The organism is Streptomyces inusitatus (assembly GCF_014651115.1).
Classification (GTDB): domain Bacteria; phylum Actinomycetota; class Actinomycetes; order Streptomycetales; family Streptomycetaceae; genus Streptomyces; species Streptomyces amakusaensis.
The window spans coordinates 32,658-51,963 of record NZ_BMWG01000004.1; the positions used below are offsets into that span (position 1 = coordinate 32,658).

Sequence of the window (19,306 nt, forward strand, 5' to 3'; positions counted from 1 at the left end):
CGGCAGAGGGGGTTTCCATGGGTGAGTGGCGCGATCGGCACCTGGACGAATTATTCGCCGAGCAGGCCGCGAGGACGCCGGACCGTGTCGCGGTGGTGTCCGAGGGCCGGTCGGTGAGCTACCGGGAACTCGACGCCCGTGCGGAGCGGCTGGCCGATGTGCTGGCCGGTCGCGGGGCGGGGCCCGAGCGGTTCGTCGCACTGCTGCTGACCCGCTCCACCGAGATGATCGTGGCCATCCTCGCCGTACTCAAGTCCGGTGCCGGCTACGTCCCGATCGACCCGGATTACCCGGCCGACCGCATCGCCCACCTCCTCGGCGACGCGGGCCCGGTGACGACGATCACGACCGCCGGAGTGCGCGCCGGGCTGCCGTCCCCGGACACTCTCGCCTCGACCGACTGGCTGATCCTGGACGAGTACGAGGACGAGTACAACCAGGAGCAGGAGCAGGAGCAGGAGCAGGAGCAGGAGCGGGCCGGGGAGCGCCGCCCGCACGTCCCGCGCTCCCCGGAGAACCCCGCCTACATCATCTACACCTCCGGCTCGACCGGCCGGCCGAAGGGCGTGGTGGTCCCCCACAGCAATGTGAGTCGGCTGCTCTCCTCCACCGCCCACTGGTACGACTTCGACGAGCGGGACGTCTGGCCGCTGTTCCACTCCTTCGCCTTCGACGTGTCGGTCTGGGAGATCTGGGGCGCGTTGCTCCACGGCGGCAAGCTGGTCGTCGTCCCGCGCGCCGTCACCCGCGCCCCCGCCGACTTCCTGCGCCTCCTGGTCGAGGAACGGGTCACCGTCCTCAACCAGACGCCGTCGGCGTTCTACCAGCTCATGGCCGCCGACCGGGAGGACCCCGCGCTCGGAGCCCGACTCGCGCTGCGCCACGTGGTGTTCGCCGGCGAGCCGCTGGACCTCGGGAAGCTCGCCGACTGGTACGAGCGCCACGACGACCGCGCGCCGACGCTGGTCAACATGTACGGCATCACCGAGACCACGGTGCACTCCTCCTACCTCGCACTGGACCGCGATGCCGCGGCCCGTGCCACCGGCAGCGCCATCGGCGTCGCCATCCCCGACCTGGCCTTCCATGTGCTGGACGACGATCTGAGGCCCGTACCGGCAGGCGCGGAGGGAGAGCTGTACGTGGCCGGTCCCGGGCTCGCGCGCAACTACGCGGGCCGGCCGGGGCTGACCGCGGAGCGTTTTGTCGCCTGTCCGTTCGGCCCGCCCGGGGCCCGTATGTACCGCTCGGGCGACCTGGTGCGGTCGCTGCCGGACGGTGGCCTCGAATACCTCCGGCGCGGAGACGACCAGGTGAAGATCCGCGGGTTCCGGATCGAACCGGGCGAGATCTCGGCCGCGCTGACCCGGGACGCCTCGGTCGACCAGGCCGCCGTGGTGGTCCGCGACGAGGGGGCGGGCGGACGCAGACTGGTGGCGTACGTCGTGCCGGCCGGCTCCGCCCGCCCCACCCCGTCCCGGCTGCGGTCCGCGCTGGCCGCCCGGCTGCCGGGACATATGATCCCCACCGCGTTCCACGTCATGCCGGCCTTCCCGCTCACCGCCAACGGCAAGCTGGACCGCCGGGCGCTGCCCGCGCCCACCCGCCGGGACAGCGTCGACGCCGACTACGCGGCCCCGCGGGGCGCCACGGAGGAGGCACTGGCCGACATCTGGCGCGAGGTGCTCGGGATCGAGTGGATCGGTGCCGACGACGACTTCTTCGAACTCGGCGGCGACTCGCTGTCCGTGGTGCGGGTCCTGTCGCGGATGCGCGCCGGCCCGGGGCCGCGGCTGACGGCCGCGGAGTTCTTCGCCGCCCCCACCGTCCGGGCACTGGCTGCACACCCCGCCCGGGCCACGGCGGACGCCCCGGAGCGCATACCGGCGGCACCCCGCACCGGAGCACCGCCGCTCTCCTTCACGCAGCAGCGGTTCTGGCTCTTCCACGAACTCGACCCCGGAGAGGCCGAGTACAACGTCCACACCGCGCTGCGGCTGCGCGGCCCCCTCGACGTCCCGGCGCTGCGCACCGCCCTCGCTGGACTGATCGCCCGCCACGAACCGCTGCGGACCACCGTCGTCTCCCACGGCGGCCACCCCGCCGCCGTCATCGCCCCGGCCGAGGGCTTCCCGGTCCCGCTGACCGTGACGGACCTCTCCGCGCCGACCGACGACGAAGCGGAGGCCGCACAGCGACGGCTGCTGACGGAGGAGGTCGCCCGGCCCTTCGACCTGGCCACCGGCCCGGTCCTGCGGGTGCTGCTGATCCGCCGCGGCGAACGCGATCACGTCCTGGTGATCGGAGCGCATCACCTCGCCACCGACGGCTGGTCGACGGGGCTGATCACCGACGAGCTGAGCGCGCGCTATGCCGCCGCGCGCCGCGGCGAGCCCGCCGAGGCGGAGCCGCTGCCGGTCGGCTACGGCGACTACGCGGCCTGGCAGCGCGCCACCATGGACAACGGCCGGCTGGCGCCCCAGATCGAGTACTGGCGCACGCGGCTGGCAGGGGCGGCACCGCTGCAACTGCCCACCGACCGGCCCCGCCCGGCGCTGAAGACCTCGGCCGGCGCGGCGCACCGCTTCACCCTCGGCCGCCGGCACGTCGCCGACCTCAAGGAACTGGGCGCCGCCCACGGTGCCACGCTCTTCATGACCCTGACCGCCGCGCTCCAGGCCCTGTTCGCGCGCTACTCCGGCCAGCGGGACATCGCCCTGGGCACCGTGGTCTCCGGCCGTGACCACCCCCAGGTCGAGCAGCTGGTCGGAGCGTTCATCAACACCGTGGTGCTCCGCTCCGACGTACGCGGCGAGCTGCCGTTCCACGCGCTCCTCGGCGAGGTGCGCGAGACGGTACTCGGGGCCTTCGCCCACCGGGACCTCCCGTTCGACAGGCTGGTGGACGCGCTCGGCGTCGAGCGTGATCCGAGCCGTACCCCGCTGGTCCAGGCGATGCTGCTGCTGCAGAACGCCCCGGCCGGCACCGGGGAATTCGCCGGGCTGCGCACCACGGCCGTCGCACTGCCACGCCCGGCCGCGATGTTCGACCTCACCGTGGACTGCACCGAGCGGGCCGGGGCACTGGAGGTGACGGTCGAGTACAACACCGATCTCTTCGACGCCACGACGGTCGAGCGGCTGGCGGGCCATCTGCGGGTGCTGCTGGCGGGAGTGTGCGCGGATCCGGCGCGCCAGGTGCGCGATCTGCCACTGCTGACGGCGGACGAACGCGACACCCTGCTGACCGGCTGGAACGACACCGCGACCGCACTGCCGACGACGCTCGGTGTGCACCGCCAGTTCGCCGAACGGGCCCGCACGGCCCCGGACGCGCCCGCCGTCACCCATCGCGAGCGGACCCTCACCTACGCCCGGCTGGACGCCGATGCCAACCGGCTGGCACACCACCTCATCTCTCTCGGCGTCGTCCGGGGCACCCCCGTGGTGCTGAACCTGGAGCGCAGGCCACAGCTGATCGTGGCCATGCTCGCGGTGCTCAAGGCCGGCGGCGCGTATGTGCCGACCGATCCGGACATTCCGCCGGCGCGGCTCGGGCAGCTCCTGACGGAGACCGCCACCCTCGTGCTGCTGACCTCCGCTGGGCCGGCCGCGCGGCTGTCCTCTTCCCCGGCTTCCCCGGCTTCCCCGGCACAGATCATCGACCTCGACGCCGCGGGGCCGGAGATCGCCCGGTATCCCGAGAGCGACCCCCTGGTGGAGACCGGGCCCGACGACCTCGCCTACATCGTCTACACCTCCGGGTCCACCGGCCGCCCCAAGGGCGTCGCGGTGCCGCACGGCGCACTGACCGACTACTGCGCCTGGCACAACGACGCGCTGAGGATCGGCCCCGAGGACCGTGGATCGTCCGTGGTCGGCCTGGCCTTCGACGTCGCGGTCGGCGAGGTGTGGCCGTATCTGTGCGCGGGCGCCCGCGTGGACCAGCCCGACCAGGAAACGCTGGACGATCCGACAGCGCTGGTGGAGTGGTTCGCGGAGACCGGCACCACAGTCGCCTATCTGCCGACCCCGCGCATCGAATCCCTGCTGGACATACCGGCGATCACCACCACCCGGCTGCGCACTGTCCTGGTCATCGGCGACTCGCTGCGCCGCAGGCCGCGGCCCGGGCTGCCGTTCACCCTGGTGAACGCGTACGGGCCCGCCGAGGCGACGGTGGCCGCGACCCGGGCGAGGGTCGAACCGGCCGGGCCCGGCGCGCCGGCCGGACTGCCGGTCATCGGCACCCCGCTGCACAACACCGCCGCCTACGTTCTCGACGACCGGCTGCGCCCGGCGCCCGTCGGAGTCCCCGGCGAGCTGTACCTGGCGGGCGCGGGTCTGGCCCGGGGCTATCTGGGCCGCCCCGCTCTGACGGCGGAACGCTTCGTGGGCTGCCCCTTCGGGCCTCCTGGGACCCGGATGTACCGCACCGGCGACATCGTGCGATGGCTGCCGGACGGCACCCTGGACTTCCTCGGCCGACTCGACGACCAGGTCAAACTGCGCGGCTACCGCATCGAGCTCGGCGAGATCGAGAGCGTTCTGGCCCGCCGCGAGGAGTTCTCCCAGGTGTTCGTCACTGTCCGGGAGCCGTCCCCGGGCCGCCGGTCGCTGGTCGCCTATCTCGTCGCCGACCGCGCCACCGCGCCCGGCCAGGAGGAGCTCGCCGGATACGTCGCCTCCGTACTGCCGGAGTACATGGTCCCGTCCTCCTTCGTGCTGCTCGACGCACTGCCGCTGACCGCGAACGGCAAGATCGACCGGCAGGCGCTGCCCGAACCCGCTCCGGCCGGCGGGGAGGACGCCGAATACGTGGCGCCCGGCAATGAGATAGAGGAGGCCCTGGCCGCCGCCTGGGCGGAGGTGCTCGGCGTCGAGCGGGTCGGCGTCCAAGACAACTTCTTCGACCTCGGCGGCGATTCGATCAGCGGTCTGCGGACCGCCGCGCAGGCCCGCCGGGCCGGACTGCGGATGGCGCCCAAGGACCTCCTCCAGCGGCAGACCATCGCGGCGCTGAGCGCCGTTGTGACCGTGGAACCGACGGGGGTGGCCACCGGCCCCGCACCGTCCGTCCCGCCGTTCGCGCTCAGCGGCCTGGACCCGGCCGGGGTACGGCGGCTGACCGGGGACGGCTCGGCCGAGGACGCCTACCCGCTGACCCCGATGCAGAGCGGGCTGCTCTTCCACAACCTGATGCACGCCGAACACGGCATGTACGTCGAACAGTTCCACTTCCCGCTGGACGGCATCCGCGAACCGGACCTGCTCGCCACCGCCTGGCAGCGGGTGACCGACCGCACCCCCGTACTGCGCACCTCGCTGGTCTGGGACGGCCTGGCCGAACCGCTCCAGGTCGTGCGCACCGGCGTACGTGTACCGGTGGCCCGGCTCGACTGGACGGCCCTGGACGAGACTGGGCGGCAGCAGGCCCTGGAGCGGTATCTGGCCCAGGACCGCGCGCGCGGCCTCGATCTGCACACCGCGCCGCTCGCCCGGGTCGCCGTCGCCCGTCTGGGCGGCGACCGGGTCCGGCTGGTGTGGACGTTCCACCATCTGCTGCTGGACGGCTGGAGCGTCGCGCAGGTCCTGTCCGAGGTGCTCGGTGAGTACGCCGCGCTCGCCGACGGCACCCCGTACACCCCGCGACAGCGCCGCACCTACGCCGAGTTCGTCGGCTGGCTGGCGGGGCAGGACACGACCGCCGCCGAGAAGTACTGGAGGGCCGCGCTCGCCGGCCGTGAGTCGCCCACCCCCCTGCCGTATGACCGGACGCGCCCCGACGCCCACCAGGCCGCCCCCGACGCCGCGCGGGAGCTGCGGCTGCCGGCCGGGGCGACCGGCCGGCTGGCAGCCGCGGCGAAGCGGGCCGGAGTGACGGTGAACACCGTGGTGCAGGGCTTGTGGGCGCTGCTGCTGGCCCGCCACAGCGGTGAGCGGGACGTGCTGTTCGGCGCCACGGTCGCCGGCCGGCCCGACGAGCTGGCGGACGCGGAATCGGTGATCGGTCTGTTCATCAACACCCTGCCGGTGCGGATCCGCGTCGACCCGGACAGCGAGCTGACGGCCTGGCTGAGGCGGGTGCAGAACGAGCAGGCCGAGGCGCGCGCCCATGAGCGGGTCTCGCTCGCCCAGGTGCGGTCATGGGCGCCGGAGCGGGCGCCCGGCGGACTGTTCGACAGCGTCGTGGCCTTCGAGAACTTCCCGGCCGACCTCGGTCCCGCGGACTACGGGCTGCGGCTCGGCGACATCGAGGCCAGCAACACCTCCAACTACCCGCTGAACGTCATCGTCCAGCTCGCCGACGAGCTGAAGGTGCTGCTGCGCTACGACACCGCGCTGTTCGACGCGCACACCGTGGAGCGGCTCGTCGGCCATCTGCGCACCCTGCTGGAGGAGACCGCCCGCGACCCCGGCCGCCGGGTCGGCGAGCTGCCCATGCTCACCGAGGCCGAGCGGCACACCCTCCTGCACACCTGGACCGACACCGCCTCGGCCCACCCGATCGACCGCCGGCTGGACACGGTCGTCGCCGAGCGGGCACAGGCACGGCCGGACGCGGTCGCCGTCGTCGACGGCGCACGGCGGCTGACCTACGGCGAGCTGGACCGCCGCGCCAACCAACTGGCACACCATCTGCGCGCCGCCGGCGCGGGACGGGACACCCTGGTCGGCATCGCCGTCGAGCGGAGCGCGGAGGTCGTCGTGGCCATCCTCGGCACGCTCAAGGCGGGCGCCGCGTATGTGCCGCTCGATCCCGAGTTCCCCGCCGAACGGGTCGCCGCCATGCTGGCCGAGTCGCGCCCCCCGGTCCTGCTCACCCAAGAACATCTGCTCGCCCGGCTGCCGCGGACGGACGCCCACGTGGTGTGCCTGGACCGGGACGCGGCGGTCGTCGGGGCGCGCCCCACCACCGCTCCGGCGGCCGGCGGGGACGCCGGCGACCTGGCCTACGTCACCTACACCTCGGGCTCCACCGGCCGCCCCAAGGGGGTGATGGTGGAACACCGCTCGCTGTTCAACATCGTCACCGAGGCCGGCCGGCTCTACGGCCTGGGCCCCGGCGGCCGGATGCTGCAGTTCTACACAATGAGCTTCGACGGCGGCGTCTGGGAGGTCTTCCTGACCCTGACCGCCGGTGCCACCCTCGTCATCGCGGACCCCGAGGCCCGCCGGAGCCCGGCCCGCCTCGCCGAGCAGTTGCGCGCCGAGGAGATCACCGCACTGACACTGCCGCCGGCCGTGGCCGCCGTACTGGACGCCGCGACGCTGCCCGGCGTACGCAGCCTGGGGCTCGCCGGGGATGTGCTCGCGCCCGAGCTCGCCCGCGAATGGGCACGGGGACGCCGGCTGTTCAATATCTACGGGCCCAGCGAGGCGACCCTGTCCGTCGCCCTGCACCGGGTCGACCCCGAGGCCGCCGTGCACCGGGTGCCGCTCGGGCCACCGGTGCCCAACACCCGCTTCTACGTCCTCGACGAGCGGCTGGCCGTGGTCCCGGTCGGGGTCACCGGCGAGCTCTACATCGGCGGCGCCGGCCTGGCCCGCGGTTACCTCGGGCGGCCCGCGCTGACCGCCGAGCGGTTCGTCGCCGATCCGTTCGGCCCGCCGGGATCCCGCCTCTACCGAACCGGTGACCTGATCCGCTGGACCCCCAAAGGACAGCTGGAGTTCGCCGGACGGACGGACGCCCAGGTCAAGATCCGCGGCTACCGGGTCGAGCCCGCCGAGGTGGAGAGCGCGCTGCTGCGACAGCCCGGCGTCGCCGAGGCGGTCGTGATCGCCAGGGACGACGGCACCGGCCACAAACGGCTGGTCGGCTACATCGTGCCGGACGAGGGCCGTGCTGCCCCGGAGAGCGCCGCACTGCTGGCCGCCCTGGGCGTCCACCTCCCCGGCTACATGGTGCCATCGGCCCTGGTCGCCCTGGAGGAACTGCCGCTCGGCCCCACCGGCAAGGTCGACGCGCGGGCGCTGCCGGCACCGGGCCGGGCCGGCCCGGGCGCCGCCGGCCATGTCCCGCCCCGGACCCCGACGGAAGAGGCCCTGGCACTCATCTGGGGGGAGCTGCTGGGGTGTGAACGGATCGGGGTCGAGGACAGCTTCTTCGACCTCGGCGGCGACTCCATCATCAGCCTGCGACTGATGTCGCGGATCCGCGGCAGGTTCGCCGTGGACGTCTCGCCCCGTGACTTCTTCGACGCCCCCACCATCGCCGATCTCGCCGAGCGCCTGGAGGAGAAGATCCTGGCGCAGTTGGAAGAAGCCGTCGGAGGCGGCTCCCTATGACCAGCTCCGCAGCGGACCTGCCCGACGGCCCGACCCCCGCGACCCCCGCGACCCCCGCCACCCCGGCCTCACGCGCCACCCCGGCCACCCCGGCCTCACGCGCCGAGCGCGCCGCCGCGCTGCCGGCCCATGTACAGGAGCTGCTGCGCGCCCGGCTCGCCGGCCGGGCCGGCGCGGACACCATCCCGCGCCTCGGACACGACGGACCGGTCGCGCTCTCACCCGCCCAGGAGCGCCTCTGGTACCTGTATGAACTGGAACCGGACAGCAGCGAGTACAACACCCTGCGCGCGCTGCGGCTGCGCGGTGACCTCGATCTCGGCGCGCTGTCCGGGGCACTGACCGGGATCGTCGCCCGGCACGACGCGCTCCGCACCACCTTCGGCTCCCGCGAAGGGCATGCCGAGCAGACCGTGCGTCCGCCCGAACGGACACCGCTGCCGCTCGTCGACCTTTCGGCGGCGGGGGACGAGCGGGACGACGCGCTCAAGACGCTGCTGCTGCACGAGGCCCGGCACCCCTTCGACCTGCGCGGCGGGCCGCCGCTGCGAACGCACCTGATCCGGCTGGCGGCCGACGACCATGTCCTCGTGCTGGCCATGCACCACATCGTGACCGACGGCTGGTCGATGGGCGTGCTCACCGGCGAACTGACCGCCCACTACGCCGCGACGGTGCGGGGCGAGCCCGCCGCGCTGCCCCGACTGCCGGTGGACTACCGCGATGTCGCCGTCTGGCAGCGCGACCGGCTGACCTCCGCGCGGCTGCGCGAGGGGCTCGACCACTGGCGGCGGGAGCTGGCCGGACTGGCCCCGCTCGATCTGCCGACGACCCGGCAGCGGCCACCGGTGCGCACCAGCGCCGGCGCGCAGCACTCCTTCGAGATCCCCCCGGAGGCCGCCGCGCGCCTGCGGGAGCTGGGCCGGGAGCACAGCGCCACCCTGTTCATGACGCTGGTCGCCGCGGTCCAGCTCCTGCTGTCGCGCTGGTCGGGCAGCCGGGACCTCGCGGTGGGCACCGCGGCGGCCGGGCGCGGCCGGACCGAGACCGAGAATCTGATCGGCTTCTTCGTCAACAACCTGGTCCTGCGGTCCCGGATCGACGAGACTCGGTCGTTCGCCGAGTTGCTGCGAGCGGTGCGCATGACGGTCCTGGAGGCCTTCGCCCACGAGGACGTGCCGTTCCAGCGGGTCGTCGAGGCGCTGCGCCCGGAGCGAGACCCCAGCCGCCCGCCGCTGGCCGAGGTCGCGGTCAATCTGCACAACACCCCGCGGACCGGCACGGAGCCGCCCGGGCTGCGCATCGAGGAGATGCCGCCGCCGGTGGTCGCCTCCAGCATGGACATGTCGTTCGACTTCATCGAGAGCGGCGACCTGCTGGAGGGCCATCTCACCTACAACACGGACCTGTTCGCCGCGGACTCCGCGGCCCGGATGGCGGCGCAGCTGGTCACCCTGCTCCAGGAGCTGACCCGCCGGCCCGGCGTCCCGATGGCACGGCTGTCCGCACTGCCGGCCGCCGAGCACCGGCGGGTGACCGAGGAGTGGCCGCACTCCGGGCCCGGCCGGGAGCCCCGCACCGTACCGGAGCTGTTCGCGGCACAGGTCGCGCGGACCCCTGACGCGGACGCGCTGGTCTGCGACGAGGAGACGCTCAGCTACGCCGGGCTGGACGACCTCACCAACCGGTGGGCGCGGCTGCTGCTGGCACGGGGGGCCGGTCCGGAGACGCTGGTGGCGGTGGCGCTGCCCCGCTCCGCGCGGATGGTCGCGGCGATCCTGGCGATCCTGAAGACCGGTTCGGCCTATCTGCCGTTGGACCCCAAGAGCCCCGCGGAACGAAACCGGCTGATGGTCGAGGACGCCCGCCCGCTGCTGGTGCTGACCTCAGCCGGGTTCGGCGGCGGTACGGAACTCGGCGCGCCCGCGCTGTCTCTGGACGACACGGACACCCGAGCCGCCGCCGGACAGCTGCCCGGCACTCCGCTGGAGGCCGCCGAACTCCCCACCCCGCTGCTGCCGGGCCACCCGGCGTACATCACCTACACCTCGGGCTCCACCGGCCGCCCCAAGGGCGTGGTGGTCACCCACACCGGTGTGCACGGCCTCGTCGCGGCGCAGTCGACGCACTTCGGCACCGGCCGTGGCGCGCGGGTGCTGTCGTTCGCCTCGCTCGGCTTCGACGCGGCCTTCTCCGAGCTGGGCATGGCGCTGCTGTCCGGCGGTGCGCTGGTCGTCGTCGGTCAGGAGCGGATCCTGCCCGGGCAGCCGCTGGCCGATGTGCTGGCCGAGCACCGGGTCACCCATGTGACCCTGCCGCCCGGCGCGCTGTCCGCGCTCACCCCGGGGACGCTGCCGGAAGACCTGACGCTGATCGTGGCGGGCGAAGCCTGCCCGCCCGCGGTGGCCCGTGCCTGGTCCGCCCATCACCGCATGATCAACGCCTATGGGCCCACCGAGTCCACGGTCTGCGCCAGCATGAGCGCCCCGCTGACCTCGGACACCGCCGACGGCGACTCGGTCCCCATCGGCCGCCCGCTCCCCGGCGTCCGGGTCAGCGTCCTCGACGACCGGTTGCGGCCGGTGCCGGCCGGGGTCCCCGGCGAGGTCTACCTCGCCGGCGCGGCGCTGGCCCGCGGCTACCTCGGGCGGTCCGCGCTGACCGCCGAGCGCTTCGTCGCCGATCCGTACGGCCCGCCCGGCAGCCGGATGTACCGCACCGGCGACCGCGCCCGCTGGCTGGCCGACGGCGACCTCGACCATCTGGGCCGCACCGACGACCAGGTCAAACTGCGCGGCTTCCGGATCGAGCTCGGCGAGGTCGAGGCCGTGCTGTCCCGCCACGACGGCGTCGGCGCGGCAGCCGCCGCGGTGCACCAGGACGAACGGGGCACCCGCCGCCTGGTGGCCTACGCCGTACCGGCCCGCCCGGCCGCGCCCGACCCGGGGGCGCTGCGGGATTTCGCCCGCGAGGCGCTGCCCGAGTACATGGTGCCCTCGGTCGTCGTCCTGCTGGAGAGACTGCCGCTGAACGCCAACGGCAAGATCGACCGGCGGGCGCTGCCCGCGCCCGACTTCCGGCGCGGCGAGGGCAGCGCACGGGTCGCTCCGCGCACCCCGGCGGAGGAGACGCTGAAAGGCGTCTGGGCGGAAGTACTGGGCGTCGCCGACATCGGTGTGGAGGACAATTTCTTCGATCTCGGCGGCGACTCCATCCTCAGCCTCCAGGTGGTGGCGCGAGCCCGCGCCGCCGGACTGCGGCTCACCGCCAAGCAGACCTTCCTGCGGCAGACCATCGCCGATCTCGCCGCCGAAGCCGTCTTCGAGACGGACGCCCCGCGGGGTTCGGCGGACGGCGGCCCGGTCACCGGTGAGCTGCCGCCCACCCCCATCCAGCACTGGTTCTTCGCCACTCTCGGCGACAGCCTGGAGCAGTTCAACCAGTCGCTGTACCTGGAGCTGGCCGAGGACACCGACTCCTCGGCGCTGCGCGCCGCGCTGGCCGCACTGACCGAACAGCATGACGCGCTGCGGCTGCGCGCCGTGGCCGAGGACGGGCGGTGGCGGCTTCACAGCGCCCCGGCCGAGAGCGGCCGGATCCTCGACGACCTCGATCACCTCGATCTGTCCGGCGTCTCCCACGAGGACCAGGACGCCGCGATGGCGGCGGCCGTCGACGCGGCGCAGCGCGGCTTCCGGCTGTCCGAGGGGCCGCTGCTGAGGGCCCGGCTGTTCACTCTCGGCGGCGCCCGGCCGCCACGGCTCTACCTCGTCGCGCACCACCTCGTCGTCGACAGCATGTCCTGGCGTGTCCTGCTGGCCGACCTGGAGACCGGCTACCGCCGGGCGGCGGCCGGCCTGCCGATCGTCCCGGGACCCCGGACCACCTCGTTCCGCGACTGGTCGCGCCGACTGTCGCGGTACGTCGCGGACGGCGGGTTCGACGGTGAACTGCCGTACTGGGAGGCCGTGCGGGAGGAGGGCCGGCGGGCAGCCCCGCTCCCCGTCGACACCGGCAGACTCCCCGGCCCTCCCGGGGCGCGCGGGGCGCCCGGCGGGAACACCGCGGGGTCGGCCCGCACCGTCTCCGCCCGCCTGTCCGCCGATGGCACCGAGGCCCTGCTGCGGCAGGTCCCCGAGGCCTACCGCACCCGGATCAACGATGTGCTGCTCAGCGCGCTGGGCCGGGTCCTGGCCGACTGGACGGGCGGCGCGCGGGTGTTCATCGCCCTTGAGAGCCACGGCCGTGAGGAGCTCTTCGACGGGGTGGATCTCAGCCGCACCGTCGGCTGGTTCACCACCCTCTTCCCCCTCGCCCTGAACATGCCGGACGACCGCGACTGGGGAACGGTCCTCAAGAGCGTCAAGGAGCAGCTGCGCGCGGTGCCGCGCAACGGGATCGGCCACGGCGCGCTGCGTTACCTGGCCGGGCCGGGCTCCCCGCTGGAGGACGGCCCGGAACCCGAGGTCAGCTTCAACTACCTGGGCCGGCTGGACGTCTCCGGCGACCGCACCGGACTCGCCCGGACACTGCTCACCAGCGAGGGCGCCGAGCGGGCCGACGGCCAGCGCCGTGCCCAGCTGCTGGAGATCAACGGAGTGGTCACCGGCGGCCGGCTGGAGTTCCACTGGACGTACTCGGAGAACCGGCACCGCCGGGAGACCGTCGAACGGCTCGCGGCGGGCTTCATGGCGGCCCTGGAAGCGATCGTGGCGCACTGCGCCTCCCCCGGCTCCGGCGGCGCGACCCCGTCCGACTTCCCCCTCGCCGCCCTCGACCAGGCCACCGTCGACCGGATCGCCGGCGACGGCCGAGCGGTCGAGGACATCTATCCGCTCACCCCGATGCAGAGCGGCATGCTCTTCCACGCGCTGAGCGAGTCCGGACGCGACCCGTACACCGGGCACTTCGGCGTCCGGGTGGACGGCGTCACCGACCCCGGTGCGCTGGCATCGGCCTGGCAGCGGATCGTCGACCGGACCCCCGCACTGCGCACCGCCGTCGTCTGGCAGGACGTCGCGGAGCCCCTGCAAGTGGTGCGCTCCGCGGCCCGGGTGCCGGTGACCCACCACGATCTGCGGTCCCTCGGCGAGCAGGACCGGCGGGCCGCCCTGGACCGGCTGTGGGAACGGCGCGAGGAGACCGTCATCGATCTGGCCGAGGCCCCCGCGCTGCGGCTGACCCTCGTCCGGCTCACCGACAGCGCCGTCCAGATGTACTGGACCTCGCACCACATCCTGATGGACGGCTGGAGCTTCGCCGGACTGCTGTCAGAGGTGTGCGCACAGTACGCGGCGCTCACCGGAGGGCCCCGCGCCCCGGCCCCGGTCCGCCGCGCGTACCGCGACTATGTGGGCTGGCTCGCCGAACAGGACCGGCCGGCCGCCGAGGAGCACTGGCGGTCGTTGGTCGAGGACTTCACCGTGCCCACGCCGCTGCCCTACGACCGGCAGCCGGTGAAGGCGCACAGCACCCGGTCCTCCCGTGAGGTGCGGCTGCGGCTCTCCGCCGAACGCTCCGGGCGGCTGATCGAGGCGGCCCGCTCGGCGCGGCTGACCGTCAGCACCCTCGTCCAGGGCGCCTGGGCGGTACTGCTGGCGCGCTACGGCGGCGGGCGCGACATCTGCTTCGGGATCACCGTCTCCGGCCGTCCCGCCACCCTGCCCGGCGCCGAGTCGATGGCCGGGCTGTTCATCAACACCGTGCCGGTACGGACCGCGGTCGACGGCACCCCGGCCGCCGAGTGGCTGCGACGGCTCCAGGACGAGCAGCTCGACTCACGGCAGTACGAGCATGTCTCGCTGGCGCAGATCCAGCGCTGGAGCGGTGTGCCGGCCGGCACCGGCCTCTTCGACAGCATCGTCGTCTTCGAGAACTACCCCTACGACGGCGCTGCCGCCGCCCGGCACGGTCTGACCATCGGCACGTTCCAGGGCGACGAGGTCACCAACTACGCCCTGACCCTGACCGCGTACCTCGACGGCGAGCTGCATCTGAACCTCGGCCACGACCCGGACCTGTTCGACGAGGAGACCGTCGAGCGGATGGCCGGGCATCTGGCGACGCTGCTCGACGCCCTCGCCACCGCGCCGGACACCCCGGTGGACGATCTGCCGCTGCTCGACGCGGCCGAACGCCACCGGCTCCTCGCCGAGTGGAACGACACCGCCGCCGGTTTCCCGCCACCGCGGCCGGTGCACGAGCTCTTCGCCGAACGGGCCGCCCGCACCCCGGACGCGGTGGCGGTCCGCGATGCCACCCGGCAGCTGACATTCGCGCGGCTGGAGACCCGCGCCAACCAACTGGCGCACCACCTCGCCGGTCTCGGCGTGGCGCCCGGCACGCTGGTCGGGGTGTGCGCCGGCCGAGGAGTGGACGCCGTGGTGGCGCTGCTGGGCGTACTGCGGGCCGGTGCGGCGTTCGTTCCGCTGGACCCCGCCTATCCGGCGGAGCGGCTCCAGGTCATGCTGGAGGACGCCGCGGTCCCGGTCGTGGTGACCGAGGAACGGCTGCTGGACCGCACGGCGGGGTACGACGCGACGACAGTGTGCCTGGACCGGGATCTTCCGCTGCTGGAGAGGCTGCCCGGCCGGCCGCCGCACACCACCGTGGCACCGGACGACCTGGCGTACGTCGTCTACACCTCGGGCACCACGGGGCGTCCCAAGGGCGTCATGGTCGAGCACCGGCATGTGCACCACATGGTGCACGCCTGGGACCGGCGCTACGGGCTCACCGCGCTGCGGCCGCGCGCACTGTCCGTCTCCAGCATCTCCGTCGACCTGTTCTTCAGCGACTTCCTGCTCTCCGCCCTCTTCGGCGGCACGATGGTGATCTGCCCGCAGGACGCCGTCGCCGACCAGGTGGCGCTGACCGATCTGCTGCTGAGCAGCCGGGCCCAGCTGATGGTGACGGTGCCGGCGCTGGCCCGCGCGGTGGTCGCCGAGCTGGCCTGGCGGGGTGTCACACCGGACGCGCTGCGGGTGCTGATGGTGGGCTCCGAGGGCTGGTCCGCCGATGCCGCGGCCGAGATCCTGGCAGGTCTCGCACCGGGCACGATCCTGGCCAATGCCTACGGTTCGACCGAGACCACGGTCGACTCCACGGTCTTCCAGCTCGGCCGCGACCCGCTGGGCGACGCCGCCTTCGTACCGGTGGGCCGGCCGCTCGCCAACACCAGCGTCTATGTGCTGGACGAGCGGATGCGCCCGGTGCCCGCCGGCGTCGTCGGCGAGTGCTACATCGGCGGCGACGGGGTGTCGCGCGGCTATCTGGGCCGCCCGGAGCTGACCGCCGAACGCTTCCTCGACGACCCGTTCGCGCCGGTGCCCGGAGCCCGGATGTACCGGACCGGCGACCTCGTGCGCTGGCGGTCCGACGGCAACCTTGAGTGCCTCGGCCGGGTCGACGACCAAGTCAAGATCCGTGGCTTCCGGGTGGAACTCGGCGAGGTGGAAGCGGCACTGGCCCGCCACCCCGCGGTCGAATCGGCCGCCGCCGCGGTCCGCGCGGACGACGGCGGGCCGACCCGCCTGGTGGGCTATGTCGTGCCCGTCGCCGGCCACACCCCCGACCCGGCCGAGCTGCGGGCCTTCGCCGCCGAGCGGCTGCCGGCCGCCGCCGTCCCCACCGCGTACCTGGTGCTGGACGCCCTGCCGATGACACCGAGCGGCACCGTCGCCCGGCGCGCCCTGCCGGCCCCGGCCGGCGCGCGGGACGCCACCCGCCCCCACACGGCGCCGCGCGACGCCACCGAGCTGCTGCTCCGCGACATCTGGCAGGAGGTGCTGGGCGTCGAACGGGTAGGCGTGCACGACAACTTCTTCGCCCTGGGCGGCGACTCGATCCTCAGCATCCGGGTCATCTCCCGGATCCGGGCCGCGCTCGGCCTCGCCCCCTCCCCCCGCCAGCTCTTCGACACCCCCACGGTGGCCGGTCTCTCCGCCGCCCTCGGACGGGACGACACCACGGCCGCCGGCGACATCCCGCTGGAGCCGGCCGACCGCGGCGCACCGCTGCCGCTGTCCCCCGCCCAGCGGCGGCAGTGGTTCCTGCACGACTTCGACCCGGAGAGCAGCGAGTACCACATCATCACCGGGCTGCGGCTCGACGGCGACCTGGACACGGCGGCGCTGCGCCAGGCCCTGACCGGCCTCGTCGCCCGGCACGAGACGCTGCGCACCACCTACGCGGCCACCCATGACGGGGCCGAGCAGATCGTGCACCCCGAGGGCGAGGCCGGCTGGGACCGTACGGACCTGTCCGGGGTGCCCGAGGAGCGCCGTGAGGACGCCCTGCGCGCGCATGTCGAACGCATCGCCGCCCGGCCGTTCAGCCTCACCGACGGCCCGGTCCTGCGCACTGAACTGATCCGGCTCGGCCCCCGGGACCATCTGCTGCTGCTCGTCATTCACCACATCGCCACCGACGGTGTCTCCATGCGGGTGCTCACCGAGGAGCTCGGTGTCCACTACGCCGCCGCGCTCGACGGCACATCGCCCGCCCTGCCGCCGCTGCCGGTCTCCTACGCCGACTACGCGGCCTGGCAGCACCGGATCCTGTCCGGGCCGGCACTGGACGGCCGCCTCTCCTACTGGCGGCAGCGGCTGGCCGGTGTCCGGCCGCTGGAGCTGCCCACCGACCGGCCGCGGCCGGCGGTCCGCACCTCCGCCGGCCGGATGCTGCTCATCGAGATCGAGCCGCGGGTGGCGGCGGGGCTCAAGGAGCTGGCCCGCCGCCACGACGCCACGCTGTTCATGGCGCTCACCGCGACGGTCCAGCTGCTGCTGGCCCGCTGCACCGGCCAGGACGACATCGTCGTGGGCACTTCGGACGCCGGGCGGGAACGGCGGGAACTCGAAGGAATCGTCGGTCTGTTCGTCAACACGGTGGCACTGCGCTCCACCGTCGACGAGAGCCTGACCTTCGGCGAGTTCCTCGACACGGTGCGCGCCACCGTCCTCGACGCGTTCGTGCACGAGATGCCGTTCGACCGGCTGGTCGAGGTGCTGCGACCGCGCCGTGACCCCAGCCGCAACGCCCTGGTCGAGGTGTTCGTCGGACTGGAGACGGACCGGGCCGCACCGCTCGCGCTGCCCGGTCTGACGGTGACCGAGGTCCCGTTCGCCGGCCAAGAGGTCAGCCACGACCTCAGCTTCGACTTCGTCGACGGGCCGGACGGCCTGCGGGCGGCGATCGGCTACAGCACCGCGCTGTTCGACGACGGCACGATCGAGCGGCTGGCGGGCCGGTTCCATGCGCTGCTCGACGGCGTTCTCCGGGACCACGGCGCGCTCGCCGGCATCGTGCCGACGGACGGGACGGAGGCGCGGCGGCTCGCGGCCCTGCGGCGGGCCGCGCCCCCGGTCCCCGGCGAGCGGGACGAGGATCTCGCGCCCGCCGCCTACCGGGCGCCCAGGACCGGGGCCGAGCGGGCCCTGGCCGAGATCTGGGCCGGCGTACTGGAAGTGCCGCAGGTCGGTACCGACGACAACTTCTTCCAGCTGGGCGGTGACTCCCTGCTGAGCATCCAGGCGGTCCAGCGGATGCGGCGGGCCGGCCTCATGGTGACCACCAAGGACCTGTTCGTCCACCAGAGCATCGGACCGCTGGCGGCCCTCGCCGACCGACGGGCCGCGGAACGGTCACAGGAGTCCCCCGCCCCGCACGAAGACGACGCCGGGACGGCGGGCGAGATACCGCTCACCCCGATCCAGCGCGACTACTTCACGGCCGAGCCGCTCGCCCCGCACCACTTCACCCAGTCGGTCTTCCTCGAACTGCGCACCGGCCTCGACGAGGCGGCGCTGCGCCGAGCGCTGACCGCGCTGATCGAGCACCACGACGCCCTGCGGACCCGGTTCGTACGCGAGGACGGGAGGTGGCGGCAGTACGCCACCCCGTCGCGGCCGGTGGACATCCTGCGCCGGCACGACCTCTCGCGGACGCCGCCGTCCCAACGAGCCGCCGCGATGGACGAACTGGCCGCGGAGGCCGATGCCGGGATGGACCTGGCGGCCGGTCCGCCTGTCACGGCCCGGCTGTTCGTCCTCGGGCCCGGGGAGCGGCCCGCGCTCTTCCTGACCGCGCACCATCTCGTGGTCGACGGCGTCTCCTGGCGGATCCTGCTGGAGGACCTGGAGACCGGCTACGCGCAGGCCCGCGACGGCAAGCCGGTGTCGCTGGGGGCCAAGAGCACCTCGTTCGGGCGCTGGGCGCACCGGCTCGCCCGGCATGTCGCCGACGGCGGCCTCGCCGAGCAGGCCGCGTACTGGCAGGCGCTGCCCCGGGGCACCGAGCTGCCGCACGACGGCTCGGGGCCGGCGACGGCGGAGTCCGTGCGGGCCATCACGGTGGAGCTGCCCGAGGACCTCAGTGAGGTGCTGCTGCGCCGGTCGGCCGGGGTGTTCCGGACCCGCTTCCACGAGGTGCTGTTCGCCGCTCTCGCCGACACTCTGGCCCGCTGGACGGGCGAGCACCGGGTCGTGTTCGACACCGAGGGCCACGGCCGGGAAGACCTCTTCGACGACATCGACCTCTCCCGTACCGTCGGCTGGTTCACCACCGAGTACCCCGTCGCCCTGGACGTGGCGGGCCACCGGGACGACTGGCCCGCGCTCATCAGGTCGGTACGCCGGCAGCTGCGGTCGCTGCCCGGCAACGGCTTCGGCTACGGCGCGCTGCGAGGGCTGAGCCCGGCCGGAACTCCTGGCGCGGCACTCGCCGCACGGGCCCCGGCCCAGGTGGTTTTCAACTACCACGGGCAGGCCGACGATGTCGCGCGCGCCGCGGAGCACGGGCTGATCCACACGTTCGGCGACCCGATCGGCCGTGAGCGGCAGCCCGACGAGTCGATCGGGCACCCGCTGGAGGTGGTGGGCGCCGTGGTCTCCGGGCGGCTCCGCTTCACCTGGTACTTCTCGCGCGATGTTCATCACAGGGCCACCGTCGACAAGGTGGCCGCGGACTTCGCCGACGCGCTGCGCGCCATCGCCCGCCACCTCACGGAGCGTTGA

General features: G+C 73.8%; 1 protein-coding gene and 1 pseudogene. Both read left to right on the forward strand.

Annotation, left to right across the window (positions count from 1 at the left end; genetic code table 11):
- Nucleotides 1-41: 41 nt before the first annotated feature.
- A pseudogene (locus tag IE247_RS09725) lies at nucleotides 42-8,291 on the forward strand (amino acid adenylation domain-containing protein); the annotation flags it as partial.
- Nucleotides 8,288-19,306 (forward strand): non-ribosomal peptide synthetase, encoded by an 11,019-nt coding sequence (locus IE247_RS09730; protein WP_190122587.1) that lies wholly within the window; start codon nucleotides 8,288-8,290, stop codon nucleotides 19,304-19,306. The pseudogene IE247_RS09725 and the gene IE247_RS09730, both read left to right, overlap by 4 nt.

Bases quoted from the DNA above. Each gene is read 5' to 3' on its own strand.
- IE247_RS09730 (WP_190122587.1), top strand. From the start codon at position 8,288: ATGACCAGCTCCGCAGCGGACCTGCCCGACGGCCCGACCCCCGCGACC.